Annotated in this window: 1 protein-coding gene; it reads left to right on the top strand. The window is 70.8% G+C overall.

Annotated elements, in window-relative coordinates:
- The first annotated feature begins 241 nt into the window (after positions 1 to 241).
- Positions 242 to 23,839: an SDR family NAD(P)-dependent oxidoreductase gene (locus HED23_RS16255; RefSeq protein ID WP_203184115.1), complete on the top strand. Its 23,598-nt coding sequence runs from the start codon at positions 242 to 244 to the stop codon at positions 23,837 to 23,839.
- Positions 23,840 to 23,841 lie beyond the last annotated feature (2 nt).

Raw genomic sequence — 23,841 nt, 5'->3', positions numbered from 1 at the left:
GTCGGTGAAAGCAGACCCTCTCAGGGAATGCGGCAGTCACCGTGGGCGCGGAGCTCGCGAATCCTGACGGCGGCACACCTGCTGTGGACACCACCGGTCTGCCGTGGTGCGCCCCAGACGGCAACAGCCGTTCGGAAACAGTTCAAGAAGAAGGTCCTGCCGGCTCGGCATGCCCAGGTTCGTCAGTGGGCGGCCGTTGCGCTGCGCCAAAACGTCGCGAACGATAAGGGGGTCTCCACTGATGCCGCAGCATGTCCCCATTGCCGTCATTGGAATCGCGTGCCGGTTTCCAGGGGCGGACGACCACCGTCAGTTCTGGGACCTCATCAGGAACGAACGGTCGCAGGTCGGCGAAGTCCCCCAGGCCCGTTGGGACATGGGGAGTGGCGAGACGGCGGACTTCGCCGGCGGAGGCGCGGGGGAGCCGAGCATCCGCCGGTGGGCAGGCCTGATCGACGGTGTGGACGCCTTCGACGCGCAGTTCTTCCGTCTCTCCCCGCTGGAGGCGGAGAGCGCCGACCCGCAGCAGCGGATCATGCTGGAACTCGCCTGGTCCTGCATCGAGGATGCGGCCATCGCGCCCGGTGCGCTGTCCGGCCGTGACGTCGGAGTGTTCTTGGGATCGTTCAACCTGGACTACAAGGAGCTGCAGGAGAGGCAGCTGCGCGAGGTCGCGGCCCACCACTCCACGGGAACGGTCGGGGCGGTCATCGCCAACCGCGTCTCCCACTTCTTCGACTTCCATGGCCCCAGTGTGGTCGTCGACACGGCGTCGTCCGCCTCCCTGCACGCCATCCACCTGGCGGTCCAGTCCCTTCAGAACGGCGAGTGCGGTCTCGCGCTCGCCGGCGGCATCAACCTCGTACTGACCCCGGCCCGGCACACCTCGTTCGCCAAGACCGGCATGCTGTCACCCACCGGCTCATGCCATCCCTTCGACGAGCGGGCCGACGGCTATGTGCGGGGGGAGGGCGGTGGGACCGTCCTGCTCAAGCCCCTTGCGGACGCCGTGCGCGACGGTGACAACATCTACGGCGTCATCAGGGGCAGCGCCGTGAACCACAGCGGCAGGACACGCACCCTGACCTACCCCAGCGACGAAGCGCAGGCGCAGGTGGTCGCGGACGCCATCGTCCGGGCAGGCGTGTCGCCGGACACCATCGGGTACGTGGAGGCGCACGGCACAGGGACCCCGACCGGCGACCCGGTCGAGATCGAGGGGCTGGTGGAGGGCTTCCGCAGAGCGCGTGGCGAGACGGCGGACCAGAGGGAGCACAACTTCTGCGGGTTGGGCTCGGTCAAGCCCAACATCGGTCACCTCGAGGCCGCCGCCGGGGTGGCCGGCTTGATCAAGGTGCTCCTCGCGATGGAACACGGGCAGTTACCCGCTCTGAGGGACTTCCAGCGGCTGAACCCGCGAATCGTCCTGGACGGCACGCCCTTCTACGTCGTCGACCGTCTGCGTGAGTGGAAGCCGCCGCGCTCGCAGGCCGGCGAACCGCTGCCACGTCGCGCGGGTGTCAGCTCGTTCGGAATCGGCGGCACGAACGCCCACGTAGTGCTCGAAGAGGCGCCCGTCGCGGTATCGGCCGCTCCGCAGGACCGCCACGCCTACCTCGTATGTCTGTCCGCCAGGACGGGCACGGCGCTCCGGCGGCGGATCCAGGATGTGCTCGAATGGCTCGACGGCGACGGATCCCACGCCGACCTGGCCGACCTCAGCGCCACGCTGCTCCTGGGCCGTGCACACCTGGACCGGCGGACCGCGTTGGTCGTGCGTGACCGTGACGAACTCCGGGCGAAGCTGACTCTGCTCCTGGAAGCCGGTCGAGCCGACGACTGCTTCCACGAACCCACGGGCACACACTCGGGCGGTGAGCCGGCCGGGGCACCGCGGACCGCTGACGAGGTCGCGTTCGACATCGGCAGCGATCTCCCGGCCGCAGAGTACCGGGCGCGGCTGCTCGGGCTGGCGGAGTCCTTCGCCGGGGGACACGGCTACCGGTGGGCGGACCTGTTCACATCGGTGCCGGTACGGCGGCTTCGTCTGCCGGCCTACGCGTTCGACCGGCGCCGTTTCTGGGTCACACCGGACGCCGCCGACGAGACCACCCCCACCGGGGCGCCGGCGCCCGTCCGGAGCGCAGAGCTGGATTCCGTAACCGAGCAGGAAGAACTCGTGTCGGACATGACCGTGCAGAGACGCAGCAGGGAATGGGCGGGCACCGACGTGCAGGAAAGTGTCGAGGCGGATCTCCGGAGCCTCGTCGGCGGCGTGCTGAAGCTCGCTGCCGACGAGATCCATCCGCAGGACCGGCTGTCCGACATCGGGTGCGACTCGGTCGGCAACTCGCAGCTGGCCCTCCGGCTGAGCGAGCACTACGGCATCGATGTCGCGCCTTCGCTCTTCTACACGTATTTCACCCTCGAGATGCTCAGGGACCATCTGCTGGAGGAGCAGTACGCCGACGCCGTGGCGGGCAAGTACACCCCTGCCGACGAGGGCACCGTCGACGAGACGGCCCCCGCCGAGGGGGAGGCGGCCACCGCGGTGCGGCACGAACCCGGCACCGGGCCCCGGCCCGCGGAGACTGCGGAAGCCGCCGCCACCGAGTCCCCGGCCGAGGAGACTGCGGAGTTCACCGCCACCGCGCCCCGGCCCGCATCGACTCCCGGAACCCATTCCGAAGACGGTCGCGACCACCGGATCGCCGTCATCGGTATGAGCGGCCGTTTTCCGCAGGCCCGTACGGTCGAGGAGTTCTGGCAGCTGCTCGCCGATGGCCGCGAGGCGGTCACGCCGATCCCCGCGCACCGGCTGGGGAACTGGGCCGGTGTCGCGGGCGCGTCGGAGATCAGGGGCGGATGGCTTCCCGGCGAAGCCGAGTTCGACCCGCTCTTCTTCGAGATCTCCCCCAAGGAAGCCGAGCAGATGGACCCGCGGCAGCGGCTGCTGCTGCAGGAGGCATGGCGGGCGCTGGAGGACGCCGGATACGGTGCGAAGCAGCTCGCCGACAACACCATGGGCATGTTCGTCGGCGCCGAACAGAGCGACTACCAGGGTCTCGTCCGGGACGAGCAGACGTTGACCTCAGGTCACGACGGGATCATGGCCGCCCGTCTCAGCTACTTCTTGAACTTCTCCGGGCCGGTGCTGACCGTCAACACGGCATGCTCGGCCGGCCTGGCAGCCGTGCACCAGGCGTGCCTCAGTCTTCGCAGCGGGGAGTGCGACACCGCGGTTGCCGCCGGTGTAAGCCTGATGGCCGGGCCCCAGTTCCACGAGCACGCCACCCAGGCCGGGATGCTGTCCCCCGACGGGGTCTGCTACGCCTTCGACAAGCGCGCCAACGGCATGGTGATGGGCGAGGCGATCGCCACCGTCGTACTGAAGCCGCTGGCCAAGGCTCTCGCGGACGGTGACAGGGTGCACGCCGTCATCACGGCGAGCGGACTCAACCACGACGGCCGGACCAACGGCATCACCGCACCCAGCCAGCCCGCGCAGGTTGCGCTGCTCGACTCCGTGTACCAGCGGTTCGGTGTCGAACCGGCCGGCATCGAGCACGTGATCGCCCACGGCACGGGAACCCGGCTGGGCGACCCCATCGAGGTGAACGCGCTGACCGAGGCGTTCGGCCGGCACACCGACAAGACCCAGTACTGCGCCCTGACCTCGGTCAAGACGAACGTGGGGCACACCCTGGCCGCGTCGGGTGTGGTCAGCCTGATCGCCCTGGTGCAGGCCCTGCGGCATCGGACGGTGCCCGCGAGCCTGCACGCCGAGCAGGAAAGCGAGTACATCGACTGGGCTCGCAGCCCGTTCCACGTCAACAAGGAGGCCCGGCCCTGGCCGGCCCGGCCGGGGCGAGAGCGTCGGGGCGCCGTCAGCTCCTTCGGTATCAGCGGGACGAACGTCCACGTCGTGGTGGAGAGCCACGGCGACGGTTCGCCCACGCCGCCGACCGCCTCCCGGCCCTCCTACGTGCTCGCGCTGTCGGCCAAGACCGACGAGGCGCTACGGGCGAGGGTGGCGGACCTGCTCGCCTTTCTCCGGGCGGGTGGAGCCGATGACGCGGGGCTCGGGCGGATCAGCAGCACGCTGCTCGCAGGGCGGCACCACTTCGCGCACCGCTGTGCGCTGGTCGCCGCCACCCCCGAGGACGCCGAGCTGCTGTTGCAGCAGGTTCTCGACGGCAAGAAGGACTCCCAGGTGTTCCGCGGGCTGGTCGGAAGGGACTTCCGCGCGCAGAACGCCCTCACCGAATACGGCAACGAGCTGATAGGACGCGCCCGCACGGGAGACGAGGTCGCACGGTACCGGGACGCGGTCCGAGCCCTGGCCGAACTCTACTGTCAGGGTTACGAGCTGGCATGGGAGAACCTGTTCGACGACAGGCCGCTCCCGTGCGTGTCGCTGCCCGGCTACCCCTTCGCGCGCGAGACCTACTGGGCCGACACGACGACGTCCCGCCGCGCGGAGCCGCACGCCCTGCCCGCGTCCGCCGCACTGCACCCGCTGCTGGACAGCAACGACTCCACACTCCGGTCGCAGAGTTTCAGCAAGCACCTGTCGGCGAGCGAGTTCTTCCTGCGTGACCACGTGGTGGACGGGAAGATCCTGCTGCCCGGTGTTGCCCACATGGAGATGGCGTACAACGCCTCCCTCCTGGCCACCGGCTCCGACAGCGTCACCCTGCGCGGCATCATCTGGGGCCGCCCGATCGTCATGGACGGTGCCTCCAGGACCGTGCACATCGAGCTGACCCCGCTCGAACAGGATGGGCTGGAGTTCGTCATCCATGACGGGAACGAAGGCGGACGCACCGTCTTCTCCCAGGGCCGGGCCGACTATGCCGCCGACCGGCCCGCGCGGGCGCGGAGCACGATCGACATACCCGCGATCAAGGCACGGTGCACCGGCCGCCGCGAGAACGCCGAGATCTTCGCGAGCCTCCGTGAACTGGGCTTCGGGTACGGCGAGACCTTCCAGGCCATGCAAACGCTGTACTGCGGCGAGACGGAGGCACTGGCCCGGATCGTGCTGGCCGACGGCCTGGACGAGGAATTCCCCCGTTTCACCCTGCATCCCTCACTGTTCGACGCCGCGCTCAACGCTCTGCGAGGCATCGGCGAGCAGGACGGCGTGCTGCGCATTCCCTTCAGCCTCGAAGAGCTGGTGGTGTTCGCACCGATTCCGCGCCGGTCGTACTGCCACGCCACCATCCACCGGATCGCCCGTGACGGCGCGATGAGCGTCGACCTCGCGATCTGCGACGACAGCGGTACCGAGTGCGTGCGGCTCACCGGCCTGGTGTTCAAGGAGTTCACGGCCGACAAGAGCGAGAAGTTGCACTACTACGTGCCGCGTTGGACCGAAGCCGAAGCCGAAGCCGAAGCCGAAGCCGGCTCCGCCAGGGACGCGGATTCCCCCGGCACCGGGCGTACCCTGCTCCTCCTCGACGACGAGGACACGCGCCGGCCCCGACTGGAATCGATGTACGCGGGCCGCGTCGTGCGGGTGCGGGGCGCGAGCTCGTTCCAGGAATCGGGACCGGATCTGTTCAGCGTGGACCGCCGCAGCGCCGACGACTTCGACCGGCTCCTGCGGACTCTGGACGAACGGGACCTGTTGCCACAGGCGATCGTCAACTTCTGGCCGCTGAACCAGGACCCGTCCGACCTCGGCATCGAGCTGGAGGGTCTGCTGCACCTGTTCCGGGCCGTGCACAGGGCCGGCACCGGGCGGGAGGTCCAGTACCTGTCCGTGCTGCCGGACCGGCCCGGGCCGCAGCGGGCGGCAGTGGAGGCACTCTCGGGCTTCGGCCGTGCGATGACGTCGGTCGACCACCTGTTCCGGATGAAGAGCCTTCAGGTCGCCGATGCGCGGGACGCGGACGCCACCGTCGACAGCGTGCTGCGTGAGCTCGGTGGGGCGGAGGGCTCCGTCCCGCGCGGCTGGCAGGAGATCCGGCATGCCGACGGCATCCGCTCGGAGCGGGTGCTGCGGCCTTGGACCGCTGGCACGCGCCGCGACGTCTCCGAGCTGCCTTTGAAGGAGGGCGGCGTCTACCTCATCAGCGGTGGCGCGGGAGCCCTGGGGCTGCACCTCGGCAGGTACCTCGCCCAGCAGTGCCGGGCGCGGCTCGTCCTGCTCGGCCGCCGGGAGCCGGACGCGCCGCTTCGGGAGAAGTTCGCCGCGCTGGAGACCGCCGGGGCCGAGGTTCTCTACCTCGCCTGCGACGTGGCCGACCGCGAAGGTGTGGGCTCGGCGCTGGCTGCGGCGCGGAAACGATTCGGCACGCTGGACGGCGTCTTCCACGGTGCGGGTGTCATCGGCGGCACCGGCGTCATGGACGTGGACTGGGCCGGTTTCGAGGCGGTGCTGGCGCCGAAGACGCACGGGACCGTCCACCTGGACGAACTGACCGCGGCCGATCCCCTCGACTTCTTCTTCATGTTCTCGTCCATCGCCGCCTACGTCGGAGACTTCGGCCAGGGAAGCTACGCCGCAGCCAACCGGTTCCTCGACGGATACGCCCTCCATCGGGAGGAGCTGCGGGCACAGGGCCTGCGGCACGGCCGGAGCGTGTCGGTCAACTGGCCCTACTGGGACGAGGGCGGCATGCTCGGCGAGCTCGCCGAGGACGGACCCGCGAAGACCCTTTACCACGATCACTCCGGTCTGCGAGGACTGCGGACCGAGGAGGGCATCGGAGCGCTCCTCCAGATCCTGATGTCCGACGAGACCCAGGTCGTCGTGACGAAGGGCGAGCGTCAGAAGATCGAGAAGGTGCTGCGCGTCGAGGGGGCAGGGCGAGCCGGCACCGAGCCGACTGCGGCCGAGTCGCGGCCGGTGGCCCCGAACCAGCCGGTGGCCGTGAACCAGCCCCCGGACGTCACGAGTGCAGTGGAAACAGTGCCCGCGCAAGGCCCGGGTGAGCTGTTCACACGGACGGTCGAGTACCTGAGGGACCGGTTGTCGCAGGTCTTCCGCATTCCGAAGGGGCGGATCGACGTCGCCGCGGAGCTGGGGGAGTACGGCATCGAGTCGATCCAGATCATGGAGCTGATGCGGCTCCTGACGAAGGACTTCGACTCCATTCCGGGGACGCTGTTCTTCGAGTACCGCACCATCCAGGAGCTGGCGGAGTACTTCACCGAGCACCAGGCGGCGCGTCTGACAGTGCTGCTGGGGCTGGAGCCGTCCACGGCGGCGGCTCCGGAGGCGGTGGCCGAGAGCGTGCCGACGGCCGCCGTACCCGTTCCGCCGGTCGCGCCTCAGGGCCGGTTCGCGGAGATCCGGCCCGGCGCTCGGGGCCCGGACCGGGTGCCGTCGGCGAAGGCGGCGAGCGGCCGGACCGCGGGCCGCCCGCGCGACGTCGCTGTCATCGGCATCAGCGGCCGGTACCCCAAGGCCGGGAACCTCGACGAGTTCTGGCGGGTGCTGGAGAGCGGCCAGGACTGCATCGAGGAGATCCCGCCGCACCGGTGGGACAAGGACGTGTACTACGCGGCAGAGAAGACGCCCGGCAAGAGCAGCAGCAAGTGGGGCGGCTTCATCGACGGTGCGGAGAACTTCGACGCGCTGTTCTTCAACATGTCGGCGAACCAGGCCGCTCTGACCGACCCCCAGAGCCGGCTGTTCCTCCAGGCCGCCTGGGAAGCCATGGAGGACGCGGGGTACACGCGGCAGTCCCTGAGCCCCGACAAGGCCCGCAAGGTCGGTGTCTACCTGGGCATGATGTGGAACGAGTACCAGCTGTACAGCGGACAGGACGTCGTCCTGTCCGACCGTGCCGCCGCCTCCAACGCCGTCTCCTACTTCTTCAACCTGCACGGGCCGAGCCTGACCGTCGACACCGCGTGCTCCTCGTCGCTGTACGCGATCGCCATGGCGGTCGAGAGCATCCGGAACGGCTCCTCGTCGCTGGCGTTCGCCGGCGGTGCGAATCTGTCGCTGCACCCCAACAAGTACGTCTCGCTCAGCCAGATGAACTTCTTCGCCGAGGACGGACGCTGCCGCTCTTTCGGTGAGGGCGGCACCGGCTACGTGCCGGGCGAGGGCGTCGGCTGCGTACTGCTCAAGCCGTTCGACCAGGCGCTCGAGGACGGGGACCACATCCACGGTGTGATCCGCGGCGTCGCCACGGTGCACGGCGGCAAGACGAACGGCATGACCGTGCCCAACCCACTGGCGCAAGCGGACATGGTCGCCGCCGCACTCGAGGACGCCGGGCTCTCCGCCGAGGACATCAGCTACGTGGAGGGCCACGGCACGGGCACCTCCCTCGGTGACCCGATCGAGATCAGCGGTCTCACCCGGGCGTTCCGCAAGCACACCGACAGGAAGCAGTACTGCCCGATCGGTTCGGTGAAGTCGAACATCGGCCACCTGGAGGGGGCGGCCGGTGTCGTCGCGGTCACCAAGGTCCTGCTGCAGATGCGGCACGGGATGCTCGTGCCCTCACTCCACTCCGAGCAGCTGAACTCGTACATCGACTTCCCGAACTCACCCTTCTACGTGCAGCACCGGCTGGAGCCGTGGGAGCGGCCCACCCGGACGGTCGACGGGGTGCTGCGGACCCTGCCCCGGATCGCCGGCGTCTCGTCGTTCGGCGCGCACGGCGCCATCGCTCACGTGATCATCGAGGAGTACCCGCCCGGGCGGGAGCGCCCGGTACACCAGGCGCCGGCCCCTCGTCCGGAGCTGCTGGTGCTGTCGGCGAAGGACGACGAAAGGCTGCGGGAGAAGGCCCGGGCGCTGCACACATGGCTTGCCGGGCCCGGCAGCGACGCCGGACTGGCGGACCTCGCCTACACCCTCCAGGTCGGCCGTGAGGCCATGGAGGAACGCCTCGCCCTGGTCGTCGACGGTCAGGACGCGCTGCGCGAGCGACTGCGCGCGTTCCTGGACGGCGAGCAGGAGTCCGCGAACGTATTCCGCGGCGGCACGCGGCAGAACAAGGACGCCGTCGCCCTCCTCGAAGCCGACGAGGAGATGCGGGATCTGGTGCGGCAGTGGCTCGTACAGGGCCGGCACGACAAGCTGGCCAACGTCTGGGTGAAGGGCCTGGTCCTCGACTGGGCGTCCCTCGCCCGCGGCGCCGAGCCGCGTCGTGTCCCCCTGCCGACGTACCCGTTCGTCCAGGAACGCCACTGGCTCGACGCGCCCCCCGCACTCGCGCTCCAGCCGCAGCCGACGGCGGCTCCGGCCGAGCCGGCGGCAGTGGCCGGCACCGGGGCGCCCGCATCCCGGTCCACCGCCGAGGAGCGGAGCCGGCCGCTCACCTTCGTCGAGGACTGGGAGCCCGAGCCACTGGACACGGGCGCGACGCGCGCACTGCGCGGCATCGTGTTCCTGTGCACCGGAGCGGAGCGCCAGGCGGCGGTCGCGCAGGCCGCCCGGGCACTCGAACCCGGCCTCCACACGGTGTTCATCGGACACGGAGACACCTTCCGGAAGCAGGATCCCCAGCGCTACCAGGTCCGCCGCGGCGCGGCCCAGGACTACCTGGACGCCTTCCGGGACATCGCCGCAGGACCGGTCCCCGTCGACGCGGTCGTGAGCATGGAGGCGCTCGAACCCGGCGCCGCGACCGGCGACTTCAGCGACGTCGTCCTGACGGTCCAGGCAGTCGCGGGCGCCGGGCTCGACGCACGCCGCTTCGTGGTGGCCGGGCAGTACCGCGACGGCCTCGAGCGCGCGCTGCTCGAGGCGCATCTGGGCTTCGAGCGCTCGCTGGGCATGGTGATGCCGAAGCTGTCCGTGACGGCCGTGCTCCAGGACACCACCGATCCACTGAGGCCGGCGGACACGGCCGCCTGGCTGGCGAGACTGCTCGCCGAACTGCGTCAGGAACAGGCGGTCAGCGCGCTGTACGGACCGGGCGGCCGCTTCGTGAGCCGCGTACGGGAGACCGCGCTCGCCGACGACCGGTCCGGCGCCCTCCGGCACGGCGGCACGTATCTGATCACCGGCGGCTGCGGTGGGCTGGGGCTGATCGTGGCCCGCCACCTCGCGGAACATTTCGCGGCCAATCTCGTCCTGACCGGCCGTTCCCCGCTGGACGAGCCACGCCAGGAAGCGCTGCGCGGCCTCGCCGCCGGAAACCGGATCCTGTACGTCCAGGCGGACAGCCGCGATGCGGACGCGATGAAGCAGGCCGTGACACAGGCACACGAGCGCTTCGGGGCACTGCACGGCGTCATCCACGCGGCCGGCATCCAGGGGCAGGGCAGCATCCTGCAGAAGGATCTGCGTTCCTTCGAGGACGTCCTGGGCCCCAAGATCCGGGGAACGATGGCACTGGACGAGGTGCTGGCCGGCGAACAGCTGGACTTCGTCTGCTACTTCTCCTCCACCGCCGCCGTCATCGGCGACTTCGGCACCTGCGACTACGCGGTCGGCAACCGCTTCCAGATGTCCTACGCCCGGCACCGTGACGCCGAGGTGCGGGCCGGCCGCCTGTCCGGCCGGACCGTGGTCGTCAACTGGCCGCTGTGGCGCGAAGGCGGTATGGGCTTCGACCACGACACCACCACGATGCTGCTGAAGTCGAGCGGCCAGGACTTCCTGGAGACAGCGGACGGGACAGCCCTGTTCGAGCGGCTGCTGTCCCAGGAGGCCACCCAGCACATGATCCTGGTCGGCAGGCCGAGCCGGGTGTCGCGCTTCCTCGGCCTGACGTCTTCCGCAGGCACTCCGGCGCAGCCCGGGGCGACCGCAGCGGCAGCCGCAGCGGTGACCGCCGCCGTTACCGCGACCGTGGCCCGCCCGTCCGCCCCGCCGGTCGTGGGCGGCCCGGGCGCGGCGCCGTCCCCCGGTGCCGGGGAACGCCTGGCACACGACCTGCGGCAGATCGTCAGCGGCGCGGTCAGCCTGTCCCCGGACCGGCTCTACGAGGACGACAACCTCGCGGACTACGGCTTCGACTCGGTGAGCCTGGCCGGACTGGCCACGGGCCTCGGCAAGCACTTCGGCGTGGAGGTCACGCCCGCCCTCTTCTACAGCCGCTCCACGCTGCGAAAACTGAGGGAATACTTCGCCACCGAGCACAAGGACCTCCTGGCAGCGTTCTACGGTGACCACGGCGACCACGGCGCAGTTCCCTCACCGCCCCGGGACGAGCCGAGCCCGGCAGACCGGCCGCTGCCCGGCGCGGAGCCGGGCCGTGAGGCCGGCGGAACCCCGGACACGGGCGCGGACCGCGGCGTCCGCGAGCCGCGCGCGGAGGACGACGACGCCATCGCCGTCATCGGCATGAGCGGGCGGTTCCCCGGCGCCGACAACCCCTCCGAGCTGTGGTCCGTCCTCGCGGAGGGCCGCGACGTCGTCAGCCCCGTCGCAGGTGAGCGCCTCGACCTGTGGGGTGAGCCGCGCGACAGCGCCTTCGCGGCGTTCCGCGTCGGCCAGGTGTCCGGTCCGGACGAGTTCGACCCGCTGTTCTTCGAGATATCGCCCAACGAGGCACGGAGCCTGGACCCGCGCCAGCGGCTGCTGCTCCAGGAATCGTGGCGTGCCCTGGAGGACGCGGGCTGGACGCCCGCGGCGACCCGCAGGATCGGCATGTTCGTCGGGGTCGAGCAGGGCGACTACGACACCCCGGACCCCGAGGCGGGCAGCGTCACCGCCAACCACGACGGCATCCTCGCCGCTCGCCTCTCCTACCTGCTCGACCTCAGCGGTCCCGTGATGGCCATCAACACGGCGTGCTCGTCGGGGCTGGTGGCCGCCCACCAGGCATGCGCGAGCATCCGCAACGGTGAGTCCGACGTCGCCCTGGCAGCGGGCGTCAGCCTGATCACGACCTCGCAGCTGCTGACCCGTACCCGGCAGGCCGGCATGCTGTCCGAGGACGGCGTCACCTATGCCTTCGACAAGCGCGCGAACGGCATGGTGCTCAGCGAGGCCGTGGCCGTCGTGGTCCTGAAGCGGCTCTCGAAGGCCCTGGCGGACGGCGACCGCATCCATGGCGTCATCCGCGCCAGCGGTATCAACTACGACGGCAGGTCCAACGGCATCACCGCCCCGAACGGCGATGCCCAGACCGCGTTGCTCCGCGACACCTACCGGCGGCACGGCATCGACCCGGCCGACATCGACTACGTGGTCGCCCACGGCACCGGCACGCGGCTCGGCGACCCCGTCGAGGTCAACGCACTCAACGACGTCTTCCGGAGCTTCACCGACAAGCGGGGGTACTGCGCTCTGACGTCCGTGAAGCCGAACGTCGGGCACACGCTCGCGGCTTCCGGACTCGTCAGCCTCATCGGGGTCATGCAGGCCATGCGCCACGAGACGATCCCGGGGTCCCTGAACTGCGTGCAGGAGAACGAGTACATCGACTGGAAGGACAGCCCCTTCTTCGTCAACAAGTCGAACCGGGCGTGGCCCGAGGCCGCCGGTCGCAGAAGGACCGCCGCGATCAGTTCGTTCGGCATGAGTGGCACCAACGCGCACATGGTGGTGGAGAGCTGCCCGACGGGCAGAGAGGACGAGGTCACGGAGATGCCCGCCCACATGCTGGCCCTGTCGGCCAAGTCCGAGGAGTCACTGCGGCAACGTGTCGCCGATCTGATCGACTTCCTGGAGGACCCCCGGCGCACGCACAGCCTGCGTGAAGTCGGCGCGACACTGCTGGACGGGCGGCCCCACTTCCGGCACCGTTGCGCCGTTGTGGCCCGCGACGGCGCCGAGGCGGTGCGCCTGCTGCGCCTGCTGGCAGCGGACGGCCAGGACCCCGATGTCTTCACCGGGGAAGTACCCAAGGACTTCGCACCGAGCGACGAGGCCCGGCAGGCAGGTGACCGACTGCTGGAGGAGGCGGCCGGACCGCACCACGACGGCACCGGTCTCCGGGACGCGCTGCGCGCAGCGGCGAGGGCCTACTGCCAGGGGTACGACCTGGCGTGGCGCAGGCTGTTCGGCGGCCGGCGCACCGCGCCGGTCGCGCTGCCCGGCTATCCCTTCGCCAGGAAGCGCCTGTGGCGGCAGTGTACGGCGCGGCCGGCATCGGACGGGATGTTCGTGGCATCCGGCCGTGCCGACGCCACGGGACGCCGGTTCGACACGGTGCTCACCGGGTCGGAGTCCTTCCTGCGCGACCACCTCGTGGCCGGGGAGAAGATCCTGCCGGGCGTCGCTCACCTGGAGCTGGCCCGCGCCGCCCATGCCGCGCTCCCCGCACACCGGAACGCACCGACGGCGGGCGTCACGCTCCGCGACGTCGTCTGGCTTCGGCCGGTGAGGGTCGGGGACACCTCGCTCGGCCTCCGAGTCGAGCTGGAACCGGACGGCGTCGCGGGGACCCGCTACCGCATCCTTGCCCCCGGCGGCGACGCCCCCGTGGTGCACAGCCAGGGACGCATCGAGGCGGGTGCCGGCGCGGCGGCGCTGCCACGGCTCGACCTCGCGGCACTGCGGGCCGAGTGCGGCCGCTACGAGATGGCCGCGACGGAGGCGTACCTCGTCTACCGTCGTCAGGGCATCGTGTACGGGCCCTCCTTCCAGGGGCTGAGGCGACTTCTCGTGGGGGACGCCCAGGTCCTCGCCGAACTCGCGCTGCCCGAGGCGCCCGAGTACGGCCCTGGGACCCAGGTGCTGCCCCCGGGGCTGCTGGACGCCGCACTCCAGGCCTCCATCGGCCTGACGCTCGGCGGCGACGGCCTCCACCTCCCGTACGCCGTCGCAGCGGTGGAGATCCTGGGCCCCTGCGAGCCGGTCATGTGGGCGTGGCTCAGGCGCACCACGGAGAGCGGCGACAAGTTCGACGTCGACCTGTGCGACGCGCGGGGCGAGGTACGAGTGCGGTTCAGGGCCTTCAGCACCCGGCCCCTGCGCACCGTGGCCGAGCTGCCGCCGGCGTCGGAGGAGCCCGCCGCCGGCGGGCACCCGGTGCTGCTCGAGCCCCGCTGGGAGCCGGTACGGCCCGGACCTTCGGCGGACGGCGGCGGTCCGCTGGGACGGACGCTACTGGTCGGCGCGGACCCGGAGGAAATGGCCTCCGTCCTCACCGGGCAGGGGGAGGACGTGGACGTTCTGCTGCTGCGGGCCGACGACACCCTCGACGGTCTGCGGGAGCGCCTCGCTCGCGGTGGGCACTACGCCGGCGTCGTCTGGGTCGCGAGCGGCGGTGCGCCCGTGCTGCCGGAGAGCGAGGACCTGATCACCCGCCAGGAGGAGGGCGTATACGCCGGCTTCCGGCTGGCCAAGGCGCTGCTGGCACTCGGCTACGACAAGCGGGACCTGGAGTGGACCGCCCTCACGGTCCGCAGCCAAGGTGTCGTCGACACCGACCGCGTCGACCCGAGTCACGCCGGCGTGCACGGCCTGCTGGGCTCGTTGTCCAAGGAGAACCCGCGATGGCGGGTGCGCCTGGCCGACGTGGAGGCGGTACGGGACGACGTGCTGAGAGAGGCGCTGCGCCTGCCTGCGGAGCCGTCCGGCGGCAGCTGGGCCCACCGCGGCGGGAACTGGTTCCGGCAGACCCTGACACCGGTGTCCTTCGATGCTCTCCCCGCCGAGGCGGTGCCGTACCGGAGCGGCCGGGTCTACGTGGTCATCGGCGGCGCGGGCGGCCTCGGCGCGGTCTGGACCGAGCACGTCGTACGCGCCTACGGGGCGCAGGTGGTCTGGATCGGCCGCCGCGCCGAGGACGAGGCCATCCGGGCCAGGATCGGCGAACTGTCCCGACTGGGCCCGGCGCCCTGGTACCTGCAGGCCGACGCCACGGACAGGGACGCGCTGGCGGACGCCGTCGCGCGGATCAAGGCCCGCTTCCCCGAGATCAACGGCGTCGTCCACTCGGCGCTCGCGCTGCTCGACCAGAGCGTGGCCAGGATGCCGGAGGAACGTTTCAGGGCAGCAGTGCGCGCGAAGGTGGACATCAGCGTCCGCGTCGCGCAGGTCTTCGCGGACGAGCCGCTGGACTTCATGCTGTTCTTCTCCTCGATCAACTCGTTCCAGCGATCCGCGGGACAGAGCAACTACGTGTGCGGCTGTGTCTTCAAGGACGCGTTCGCCCGGCTGTGGCAGCAGACCCGTCCCACCACCGTGAAGGTGATGAACTGGGGCTACTGGGGCAGCGTCGGAGTGGTCGCCTCGTCCGCGTACCAACAGCGGATGGAGCAGAGCGGCATCGGCTCCATCGAACCCGCCGAGGGCATGGCGGCGCTGGACCACCTGCTCTCCGGGCCCTACCACCAGCTCGCCCTGGAGAAGACCACCGTCCCGCGACAGGCCGGCGACGGCACCCGCCCCGCCGGTCCCGGTCCCGGCGGCGTGGACGACCCGAGGCTGCGGCGCGTGCTCGCGGACTCCGGCAGCGCCCGGGGCTTCGACGACGACCTGTTGTGCGAACTGCTGTTGCTGCAGCTGCAGACACTGGGGATGAAGAGTGCCGGCGGGTCTGTCGCCGAGCTGAGGGCCGCCCTGAATCCTGGCGGCGGCTACGACCGCTGGCTCGACGAGAGCCTGCGCATCCTGGCGGAGCACGGCTACCTGGAGCACGGCCCCGAGCGGTACACCCCGACCGGCAGGGCGCGTGTCGACGCCGCCGACGTGTGGAGGCGCTGGGAGGTGGTGTGCCGGGAGAGCGAAGGCACCAACCCCTACGTCAACTTGCTGGATCCGGTGATCCGCGTGCTGCCCGAGGTTCTCGCGGGCAGACGGCCCGCGACCGACGTGATCTTCCCGGGGTCGTCGATGAGCCTGGTACGAGGTGTGTACCGGGACTGCGACAGTGCCACGGCGCTGAACGAGCTCGTTGCCGAGCTGGTGGCGGACCGCGTCGAGGCCCTGCTCGACCGCGACCCCGCCCACCGTGTCCGCATCTTCGAGATCGGTTCCGGCACCGGCGGCACCAGCGAGAAGGTGCTGCGACGGCTGACTCCGTACCGCGACAGCATGGCGGAGTACTGCTACACGGACGTCTCCCAGTACTTCCTGCGCAACGGCCGGCAGGAGTTCGGCACCGACCACCCGTACCTGCGGTTCGAGGTGTTCGACGCGGAGCGCGACCCCGCCGAGCAGGCGCTGGGAACGGGCGGCTACGACATCGTCCTCGCCACCAACGTCCTGCACGCGACCCGCGACATCCGGGCGGCAGCGCGCCACGCCCGGGCGCTGCTGGGCGCGGACGGCGTACTCGTCCTCAACGAGCTGGCGACGCGGACGCCGTTCCTGCACCTGACCTTCGGGCTGCTCGACGGCTGGTGGCGCTACCAGGACGCCGAACTGCGCATACCCGGCTGCCCGGGGCTGGCCCCCGAAACCTGGCAGAAGGTGCTGCAGGAGGACGGCTTCGCCTCGGTGTCCTTCCCCGCGGCCCCCGTGCACGACGCCGGCCACCAGATCGTGGTGGCCGCCACCGGCGAGCTGACCGGAGCGCACGACCCCGCACCGCGGGGTACGGAAGACGCGCAGGAGCGGGTGCGTTCCGTGATCGTCGCGAGGCTCGAGTCCTCGCTGGGTCTGGACCGCCGGGAGATATCCGAGGAGGACTCCTTCGCCGACTACGGCGTGGACTCCATCCTCGGCGTCGAGCTCACACAGCAACTCGGCACCGACCTGGGCATCTCGCTCTCCGTCACGGACCTCTTCGACCACAGCTCGGTGCGCGCGCTGGCGGCCTACGTGGTGGAGCACCACCTCGACTCGGCGCCACCGATCCCTACCGCGGCCCGCGTTCCGGCCGCCCCGGCAGCCGAGTTCCGGCCGCCCACCCCCACAGCCGTGGCCGCCCCCGCCACGACCGGTACGCCGCCACAGGCCGTGACCAGCATGCCGCCGCCGTTGCCGGTGCCCGCCGTGGCCGGTACACCGCCGCAGGCCGTGTCCGAGACCGCCCCCGGCCCCGCAGGTGAGCCGGTCGCCATCATCGGCATGAGCGGGAAGTTCGGCACGGCCAAGGACACCGACCAGTTGTGGCAGCACCTCGTCGACGGCAGCAGCCTGGTCGGCGAGATCTCCCGCTGGGACATGTCGGCCTTCGTGGCGCCGGGTGCGCCCCACCCCCGGTACGCCTCGCTCATGGACGACATCGACCGGTTCGATCCGATGTTCTTCCAGATCTCCGGCCTCGAAGCCACCTACATGGATCCCCAGCAGCGCATGGTGCTGGAAGAGGCATGGAAGGCACTGGAGGACGCCGGGTACGCCGGCGACGCCATCCGCGGCCGGTCCTGCGGCGTCTACATCGGGACCCAGGTCAGTGACTACCTGCCCGGCTCCAGCGAGGACGCCCCCGCCCAGGCCATGTGGGGCAACGCCGAGGCCATCATCCCGGCCCGCCTCTCCTACCTCCTCGACCTGCAGGGCCCCGCCATCGCCGTCGAGACGGCATGCTCCGGCTCCCTGGTGGCCCTCCACCTCGCCTGCCAGGCACTGCGCGCGGGCGAGATCGAGACGGCCCTGGTCGGGGGAGTGTCCGTGCAGTGCGCCCCCGACTACTACCTGAACGCCCACAAGGCCGGGATGCTGTCGGAGACCGGCCAGTGCCACACCTTCGCGGAGGGCGCGGACGGCTTCGTCCCCGGCGAGGGCGTCGGTGTCGTGATGCTCAAACGGCTGCGGGACGCCCTCGCCGACGGTGACCACATCCACGGCGTGGTCCGCGGCTCGGGCATCAACCAGGACGGGACCTCCAACGGCATCACGGCGCCGAGCGCCAAGTCGCAGGAACGGCTGGAGCGCCAGGTGTACGACACCTTCGGCGTCGACCCCACCGGCATCCAGCTGGTCGAGGCGCACGGCACGGGTACCCAGCTCGGCGACCCCATCGAGTTCCAGGCGCTGAGCCGCGCGTTTCGTCACTACACCGACAGACGTGAATACTGCGCCATCGGCTCGATCAAGACGAACATCGGGCACGCCGCGCCGGCCTCGGGGATGGCGGGGCTCATCAAGATCCTGCTCGCCCTGCGCCACCGCGAGCTGCCTCGCAGCCTCCACTTCGAACAGGGCAACGCCCACATCGAGTTCGCGGGCAGCCCGTTCTACGTGAACACGGTGCACCGGACCTGGACGGCCGAGCCGGGCCGGCCACGGCGCGCCGCGCTCAGCTCCTTCGGGTTCAGCGGCACCAACGCCCATGTGGTGGTCGAGGAGGCTCCCGATCTGCCGCTCCGTGACACCGCGCCCGTCCTGGACCACCTCGTCGTGCTGTCCGCCCTGTCCCAGGAGCAACTGCGGACCCAGGCGGAAAGGCTGGTGGAGCACCTGCACAGCCATCCGGACACCGACCTGGGCGACATCAGCTCGACCCTGGTGCGGGGCCGTCGGCACTGCCCCGTCCGGCTGGCGTGTGTCGCCCGCGACACCACCCATCTGGTGACGCTCCTGGGCCGGTGGCTCACGGACGGACAGCCTCGGGAGGTACGCGTCGCCGACCTCACGGAGAACCCGGTGAGCCCGCAGCCGGCTCTGGAGGGTTTCGGCGACAGCAGTCTGCGGGCGTGCGCGGAGGGCGCGACCGGGACGGCCCGTCGGGAGCACCTGGAAGCCGTCTGCGCTCTGTACCTGCAGGGGTACCAGCTGCGGTACGAGCGGCTCTTCGAGAGCGGCACGTTCCGCCGCGTCCCCCTGCCGACGTATCCGTTCCAACGGCAGCGCCACTGGCTGCCCTCGCAGCAGGCGCCCAGCCACACGGCGCCCGTCCGCCCCGCAGGCACCGCGCCCGCGCCGGCTGCCGTCCAGACGCCCGCGCCGGCTGCCGTCCAGACGCCCGCGGCGGGCCCGTGGACCGGCGCCGGTCATCTGGCGCTGGCGCCCCTCTGGGTCGAGGAACGGGCCCCGGAGCAGAGCCCCGGCCCGGACCTCCGGAGCGGCATCGTCGTCGTGGGCGGCAGCCCGGCGGAGCGCGCCGCCCTGGCCGCCGAGTGCCCCGACGCGCACTTCGTCAACGACGGCTCGGTGAGCGCCGAATCGCTCACCGAGCAGCTGCGGCGCGTGGGCAGGGTCCGCGACCTCGTGTGGATTTCCCCGGCGGACACGGGCGACGGGCCCGGCGCGCTGCTACGGCGCACCGACGTCGGAGTGATCGCGTTCTTCCGGCTGGTCAAGGCACTGTTCGAGCTGGGCCACGGCGGCGAGGAGCTGACGTGGACCGTGGTGACGCGGCAGACGCAGCCCGTGCGGCGGGGCGAGCAGGTGCTGCCCGCCGACGCGGCCGTGCTCGGCCTTGCCGAGGTCATGGCCAAGGAACTGCCCAACTGGAGCGTGCGCTCCTTCGACCTGGGCGTGTCCGACGAGCTCACCGCCCGCAGCCTGCCGGCAGCCCCGGCCGGGACCGTGCGTGCGCTGCGCGACGGCCGGTGGTTCCGTAGGGGTCTGTACCAGGTGGAGCTGCCGGAACCGGTCCGCTCGCCGTACAAGGAGGGTGGGGTCTACGTCGTCCTGGGCGGGGCCGGCGGCATCGGCCGGCTCTGGAGCGAAGACCTGATCCGGCGCTTCCGGGCGCAGCTCGTCTGGATCGGCCGCCGGGAGAAGGACGCCGGCATCCAGTCGGAGATCGACCGGCTGGCCGCGCTCGGACCGGCCCCGTGGTACGTCCGGGCCGACGCCGCCGACCTGGACTCCCTGCGGGGCGCGTACGCCCGGATCCAGGAGCGGTTCGGCACGGTCCACGGCGTGGTGCAGTCCGCCTTCGGCCTGGTGGACCAGAGCCTCCCCAACACGACCGAGCAGCAGTTCAGGCAGGGGCTCAGGGCGAAGATCGACGCCAGCGTGTGCATGGCGGAGGTCTTCGACGCCGACGGAATCGACTTCATGCTTTTCTTCTCCTCGATCGCGTCGGTCAACCCGGCCATGGGTTACTGCAGTTACGTGGCCGGTAACGCCTTCGAGGACGCCCTGGCCCGCAGGCTCTCCGAGCGCCCGTACGCCGTGAAGGTGATCAACTGGGGCTTCTGGGGCGCTGTCGGGAGCGGACTCGATGTGCCGGAGCACGTCCGTGAGCGCATCTACCGGCGTGAGGGCCTCGGCGACATCGACCCGGCACTGGCGATGGACGCCGTCGAGCGGCTGCTGGCCTCTCCGCTCGGTCAGGTGGCCTACCTCAACACCAGCGAGCCCGAGCGGTTCGAGGGCTGGAGCGATCGCGAAGCGATCCGCGTACTGGAACCACCCGCGGAGCGCCGGAGCGAGCCGCTGGCCCCGCTGCTGCCGGCCCGGGGTGAGCAGTTGCGGACCGTGGAGACACAGGCCAAGTCCAAGCTGCGGAAGCTGGACGAGCTGCTCCTGCGCCTCCTGTGGTGCTCGCTGAACGCCCGCGGCTGGATCGGCACGGGCACAGTCGACGCGGACTCCTTCCGGCAGGCCGGAGGCATTCTCGGCAAGTACGACCGCTGGGCGGCCGAGACCCTGAGGCTGTTCGAGCGGCAGGGATGGATCGCGGCGAGCGGGCCGGCGGGCTGCTACCGGGCAGCCATGTCCGACCCGGTAGATCCGGACGCCACCGCCGCCGAGTGGGAACGCAGCAGGCGTGAGTGGCTCGCGGACCCCGAACTGCACGCTTCCGTCGACCTGGCCGACAGGACACTGCGCGCTCTGCCGGACGTCCTCACCGGCGACGTCCCCGCGGTCGACGTGATCTTCCCGGGCTCCTCGCTGGATCTCGTCGAGGGGATCTACAAGCGGAACATGATCGCCGACTACTTCAACGATGTCGTCGGGGACTGTGTCGTCGCGCTGGTCGAGAGCAGGCTCGCGCAGGACCCCGAAGCCCGGATACGCATCCTGGAGATAGGTGCCGGAACGGGCGGTACCACCGCCACGGTCATGCGCCGGCTTCAGCCGTACCAGGGGCACATCGGCGAATACTGCTACACCGACCTCTCCAAGGCGTTCCTCATCCACGGCCGGCGGGAATTCGGCGCGCGGAATCCGTTCCTGCACTGCGAGATCTTCGACGCCGGCCGGCCCGTCGCCGAACAGGGATTCGACGAGGGCGGGTACGACCTGGTCATCGCGACCAACGTGCTGCACGCCACCAAGGAGATCCGTTCGTCACTGCGCAACAGCAAGGCGCTCTTGAGGTCCGGTGGCGGTGTCGTGATCAACGAGATCGACGGCCACACCGTCTTCGGAATGCTGACGTTCGCGCTGCTCGACGGCTGGTGGCCGCACGACGCCGACCTGCGCGAAACCGGGGGACCCGGCCTGCGGCCCGAGACGTGGCAGTCGGTGCTGGAGTGGGAGGGCTTCGAAGGCGTCGAGTTCCCCGCGAGGGACGCGCACCCGCTCGGCCAGCAGGTGGTGGTCGGCTTCAGCGACGGGGTGATCCACCAGCCCCGCGGCGAACAGCCGCCGACGGCGGACGCGCCGCTCTCCGAGCCGCGCTCCGTACCGTCGTCAGCCGGCTCTCAGCCGGTGACGCCGGCCGATACGGCCCGGCTCGACGGGGCGGTGCTAGGCGACGCCGTGCGTACCTATCTGAAGGAGCTGGTCGCGCGGACCCTCCTGATCCCCGCCGAATCCATCGACGCCCGCGAACAACTGTCCGCCTACGGCATCGACTCCATCCTCATCCTGCAGCTGCTGACCAGCCTCAAGAAGGATCTGGGAGAGACGAGCAGCACCCTGTTCTTCGAGTACCGCACGATCGAGGCGCTGACCGAGTACTTCGTCACCGAGCGCGGCGAGGCCGTGGCCCGCGCCCTCGGAGTGGGCCACGAGACCCCGGCCGAACCGGAGACCACGGTCGCCGTGCAGGCCGTCGTCCCGGACAAGCAGGCGCCGGCCGAGTCCGCCGCGCGGCCCGGGCCCGGCCGTACGGCGGCTCGTCCCGCACCGCTGTCCGGGCACACCGGTGGCGTCGCGATCGTGGGAATGAGCGCGCGCTTTCCCCAGGCCGAGACACTCGACGCCTTCTGGTCGGTGCTGCGCGAGGGCCGGAACACCGTCACGGAGATCCCCGCCGACCGGTGGGCGCTCGACGGGTTCTACGAGCCCGACAAGGAGGACGCCGCCGCGAAGGGCAGGAGCTACAGCAAGTGGGGTGCCTTCCTCGACGGGTTCGCCGACTTCGACCCGTTGTTCTTCGAGATGACGCCGAACGACGCCACCGAGATCGACCCCCAGGAGCGACTGTTCCTCCAGGAGGCGTGGCGGGCGTTCGAGAACGCCGGCTACACGCGGACCCGCCTCGAGAGGGAACACCGCTCCGGCGTCGGCGTGTTCGTGGGGATCACCCGAGCCGGACACAGCCTCTACGGCCCCGAACGATGGCGCCGCGGCGACACCGTCCAGCCCTACACCTCCTTCGGTTCGGCGGCCAACCGGGTCTCGTTCAAGATGAACCTCAACGGTCCGAGCATGCCGGTCGACACGATGTGCTCCTCCTCGCTGACAGCGCTCCACGAGGCGTGCGAGCACCTGCTGCACGGCGCCTGCGAACTGGCGGTGGCCGGCGGGGTGAACCTCTACCTGCATCCGTCGAGCTACATCAATCTGTGCGGTCTGCAGATGCTTGCCGACGAGGACAAGTGCCGCAGTTTCGGTGCCGGCGGCAACGGCTTCGTCCCCGGTGAGGGCGTCGGCGCCCTCGTCCTCAAGCGGCTGGAGGACGCCGAGCGGGACGGCGACCATATCCACGCGGTCATCCGTGGCACCAGCATCAACCACGGCGGCACGACGAACGGTTACACCGTGCCGAATCCGGTCGCACAGGGCCGGGTCGTGCGGGACGCGCTCGACCGGGCGGGCATCGACGCCCGCACGATCAGCTATGTCGAGGCGCACGGCACCGGCACCGCGCTGGGCGACCCGGTCGAGATCAACGGTCTGACCCGCGCGTTCTCCCACGACACCGATGACGTGCGGTACTGCGCCATCGGCTCGGTCAAGAGCAACATCGGCCACGCCGAGGCCGCCGCCGGAATCGCGGGCGTGTTCAAGACCGTTCTGCAGATGCAGCACGGTGAACTCGCCCCCAGCCTGCATGTCGACGAACTCAACCCGCACATCGACTTCGACGCCACGCCGTTCGTCGTCCAGCGCAAGGGCGCGGAATGGAAGCGGCCGGTCGTCACCGTCGACGGCGTCAGCTCCGAGGTGCCGCGCCGGGCCGGTGTCTCGTCCTTCGGCGCAGGAGGTTCCAACGCCCACGTGGTGATCGAGGAGTACGTCCGCGACCGGCCGGCTCCCGGGTCCGTCCGCGCCGCCGGGCCGGCCGTCGTGGTCCTGTCCGCCAAGGACGAGGAACGGCTCCGGGAGCAGGCGAGCGCTCTGCTTGACTCGCTCCTGGAGACGGAGCGGACCGGAGCGGCACTGGCCGATGTCGCCTACACCCTGCAGGTCGGCCGCGAAGCCATGAGCGAGCGGCTGGGGACGGTCGTGAGCTCGTTCGCCGAGCTACGGGACCGGCTGCGGGCCTTCCTGGACCACCCCGGGGGCGGGGCAGGGCTGCACCGGGGCCGCGCCGCACGCACCGACCGGGCGCTGACCGCCCTGACCGCCGACCCGGACATGAGCGCGGTCGTCGGGACATGGCTGGCCAAGGGCATGTACGCCAAGGCGCTCGACCTGTGGGTGAACGGCTTCGAGCTGGACTGGGACAGCCTCCACCCGGCGGGAGCGGCGCGCATCGTGCCCCTGCCCACGTACCCCTTCGCCCGGGAGCGTTACTGGATCGCGGAGCGGCCGGTCGACGGCCGTCTCCCTGAGAACCACCCGGTCGCCGCGGACGGCGGGCCGCAGGACGGCCCGCCGGATTCGCTGATCGACGACGTCCTCGACGAGTTGGTGAGCGGCTCTCTCGACGTCGAAGCCGCCGCCGAGCACATCCGACGGTCCGTCCTCGACGGCACCGGTCGGACCACCGACAACGAGGGGCGCTGATC

It is taken from the genome of Streptomyces pratensis (assembly GCF_016804005.1).
GTDB lineage: Bacteria > Actinomycetota > Actinomycetes > Streptomycetales > Streptomycetaceae > Streptomyces > Streptomyces pratensis_A.
Note: the sequence above shows the minus strand (reverse complement) of the source record. Positions and strands in the feature narration are given on the sequence as shown.

Bases quoted from the DNA above. Each gene is read 5' to 3' on its own strand.
- HED23_RS16255 (WP_203184115.1), top strand. From the start codon at position 242: ATGCCGCAGCATGTCCCCATTGCCGTCATTGGAATCGCGTGCCGGTTT.